At 41.3% G+C, this 3,263-nt stretch carries 3 protein-coding genes and 1 pseudogene; 2 read left to right on the top strand and 2 right to left on the bottom strand.

Annotated elements, in window-relative coordinates; translation table 11 throughout:
- Positions 1-140, top strand: a pseudogene (locus NCCP2222_RS14570) (NADH-dependent alcohol dehydrogenase); the annotation flags it as partial.
- Between the two features lie 77 nt (positions 141-217).
- Here NCCP2222_RS14570 and NCCP2222_RS14565 read toward each other — a convergent pair.
- Together NCCP2222_RS14565 and NCCP2222_RS14560 are read right to left on the bottom strand one after the other, a co-directional pair.
- Positions 218-1,228, bottom strand: a complete 1,011-nt coding sequence (locus NCCP2222_RS14565; protein WP_248513082.1) for a cation diffusion facilitator family transporter — start codon at positions 1,226-1,228, stop codon at positions 218-220.
- A gap of 14 nt (positions 1,229-1,242) precedes the next feature.
- Entirely contained in the window at positions 1,243-1,965 is a 723-nt protein-coding gene (locus tag NCCP2222_RS14560; protein WP_248513081.1) for an MgtC/SapB family protein, read from the bottom strand.
- A 127-nt stretch (positions 1,966-2,092) separates the two neighbouring features.
- On the opposite strand from NCCP2222_RS14560, the gene NCCP2222_RS14555 reads away from it, so the two are divergent.
- A complete protein-coding gene (locus NCCP2222_RS14555) occupies positions 2,093-2,995 on the top strand; it encodes a DMT family transporter (protein ID WP_248513080.1) in 903 nt (300 codons plus the stop codon).
- Positions 2,996-3,263: the final 268 nt, after the last annotated feature.

The raw sequence follows: 3,263 nt of genomic DNA, 5'->3' as shown, positions 1-3,263 counted from the left end.
CTTCTCGTTTGCATGACTATGGAATTGATGACTCCAAAATTGAAGTCATGGCCGAAAAGGCGATGGCAGGAGGGCCGGTTGGCAATTTTGCTAAATTGAATAAGGAGCAAGTAGCTTCTATTCTGACAGCCTCTCTTTAAAAGTTCGGATATATAGGATTGACCTCCGAACAGAATAAAATGGCGGGGAAGCGTATAGCCGCCCCGCCATTTCCATATTATTTGTTTGGTTTGGGCAGTTTTGTACTGATGTCATGGATTTTCTCCGGCTGATTGATACCTTTCCACGTTTTAACCCCATCATCTTCATCGAATGAAATAACTGCTTCCCGTACGCCTTTTTGCTTCAAGATGAGAAGCATGAGCCGGTCGCGGATGTCATCGACGTACGCAACTGTTTTCGTAGGATCCACTTCTGCCACGACTTCCACATGTAGAAATTCTCCTTCTTTTATGACTTCTACTTTTTGTATATCCTTAATATCTGGATCTTCAGCTACGAGAAAAGCAATGTGATTTAACATTTCTTCATCGGTTTCCCCGATAGCGCCTCTTGCATTTTCTAAAAAGATCTTCCCGACAACATAGAACATCATTAAGCCGATAATCATCGAGGCGATTCCCTCTGCTGCAAGGAAACCTGTAAAGTGAGCGAGGAGAACCGCAGCGAATGCAAGGATTCCTCCAATTGTGGCAACGAGATCTTCCATAAAGACCAATTTAGTTGCAGGTTTTGCACGCTTTAAATTCGAGAAACTAGATGCAAAGGCAGCCAATCCTTTCTTGTTACTGCCTAAATCGTGCATAATTTCTTTCGATGCCTTCAATAATACTGCGAATTCAAGCAATGTTGCCAAGCCGAGTACGGAAAGGTTGATCCACAAACCAGTCGTTTCTGTTGGGTTTAACACATGATGCCATCCTTCTTTAATTGCTTCATAGGACATGATGGCAACTACCATGACTGCACCGAGACAGACTAAATTGACTACACGGCCGAAGCCGTTTGGAAATTTGGGGGTTGGCGCCTTTTTAGATAACGCGGACCCGATAAATACGAAAAACTGATTCGCGGCATCGCCGAGTGAGTGCATGGTTTCTGCGAACATTGCGACATTTCCTGTGAGGAGGAAAGCAGCTCCTTTAATGATAGCGATGATCGCATTGACAATAGCAGCTAGCAAGGAGGATTTATTCCCCTGTTTCAATAGATGAAGTAAATCGTTCACGTGAATGCCTCCAATTATGGGAAAATTTCTAGTTCGACTGATTCGATGTACGTTAGTTCAGTGAGTTCAAGATATAGTTCTGCAGTTTCTTTCTTTGTGAGCGCGGCTAAGCGAAAGTCTAATTCATGAGCTTCCTTTTTTTCATCGTTCATAATTTTTTTGATGCGAAGATTTTCGATCATCATGTTTTCGTTATTAAGGAATTTAATCAGGTCATTAATTTTAGACTTATCCGAAACAATGACAATAAATGCTGCCTCTTTGGAACGAATGCGTTTCGGACCGTATTTATCCAGAGCGGGAGCGACAATTTCAATAACGAACAAAACACAAACGACGGCAAAAGCAGCTTCGATATAAAAGCCAGCGCCGACTGCGATTCCGATACTGGCTGCACCCCATATCATGGCTGCGGTCGTCAACCCAGTAATATTATCATTATCCCGGCGTAAAATTGCTCCTGCGCCTAAGAATCCGATGCCGCTGACAATTTGTGCAGCGAGTCGGAGCGGGTCCATTTGAACATTGATATCTTCGCGTGGGGGCACTAAATACGCCGCTTCCATTGATACGATAGTTAAGAGACAGCTGAAAGTGGATATGACTGCGCTCGTTTTCAATCCAATCGGCTTTTTCTTTATTTCCCTCTCCACACCGATCACTAAACTTAATCCCAAGGCAACGACGAGCTTAATTAACACCTCGGGGTACATGGAGCTGTTTGCAATCCATTCCATAAGGATCCCCCTAAAAAGAAAATTGAACTGTAATAAATAAAATTCGCATGATATAATTCTCTTTGTTTCTATTGCCTGAATGACTGGCTTTCTAACATACACAAATAATGAAAGGGACGTGAACTTCTTGGATCAACCTAAAATACACCCATACATCCCGATTATTATCGGAGTTATCTCCGTAGCACTTTCAGCGATCTTTGTTAAACTATCGACAGCCGAATCCGGAGTAATTGCGTTTTATCGGATGTTTTTCTCTGTTATTCTTATGTTGCCGATTTTTCTATTGAAGTATCGAAAAGAATTATTCCGCTTAAGCCGGAAGGATTGGACCTTTTCCGCGATAGCGGGTATTTTTTTGGCCTTCCACTTCATCCTGTGGTTCGAATCGCTTAACTACACATCGGTTGCAAGTTCTACCGTCTTGGTTACACTACAACCGATATTCGCTTTAGCGGGAACGTATTTCTTCTTTAAAGAGAGATTATCACCAAAAACAATTATCTCTGCGGGTATTGCAATTACGGGGAGTATCATCATTAGCTGGAGCGATTTCAAAGTGAGCGGCACAGCGTTTTATGGTGACATGCTTGCGTTGGCTGGATGCGCCTTAGTGACATGCTACCTTTTATTTGGGCAAGAAGTACGGAAGAGATTGTCTCTTATTACTTATACGTTTGTCTTGTATTCAATCAGTACTATTACATTGTTTTTTTATGTCTTAATCAAAGGAGAGTCATTTGGACCGTATGATGCTTCGAATTGGTTTTGGTTTTTCTTATTGGCTCTTATTCCGAACTTATTCGGACATTCGCTTTTTAATTGGGCAGTGAAATGGGTAAGCACGAATGTCATTTCAATTGCTATATTATTTGAACCTGTAGGGGCAGCCATTCTTGCTTACTATATCTTTAATGAGACCTTAAGTATCAGCCAAATTGCAGGTGGAATCGTTGTAATATCAGGGATTCTTCTCTTTATAATCGACGGCAATAAAATTAGGCGAATATTTTTTTCGAAAAAAGCTTGATTTCCTAACTGACTATGTTGTATATTAGTACATGTCCTCTTGAGAGAGAGGGCATGACAAAAAAACAACTGAAAAAAGTTGTTGACTTAAAGAAAACAACGTGTTATATTAGTAAAGTCGCTGAAAACAAACAGCGCAATGAACCTTGAAAACTGAACAGCAAAACGTCAACAATAAAGTCGGAACCCGGCCCTGTCGGGAAGAAGACAAACATGAATCTTCGGATTCGAAATTGACATCTTAAATGATGCCAGCAAGAAACTCGAGC

It is taken from the genome of Sporosarcina sp. NCCP-2222 (genome assembly GCF_023168145.1).
Taxonomy (GTDB): domain Bacteria; phylum Bacillota; class Bacilli; order Bacillales_A; family Planococcaceae; genus Sporosarcina.
Note: the sequence above shows the minus strand (reverse complement) of the source record. Positions and strands in the feature narration are given on the sequence as shown.

Bases quoted from the DNA above. Each gene is read 5' to 3' on its own strand.
- NCCP2222_RS14560 (WP_248513081.1), bottom strand. From the start codon at position 1,965: ATGGAATGGATTGCAAACAGCTCCATGTACCCCGAGGTGTTAATTAAG.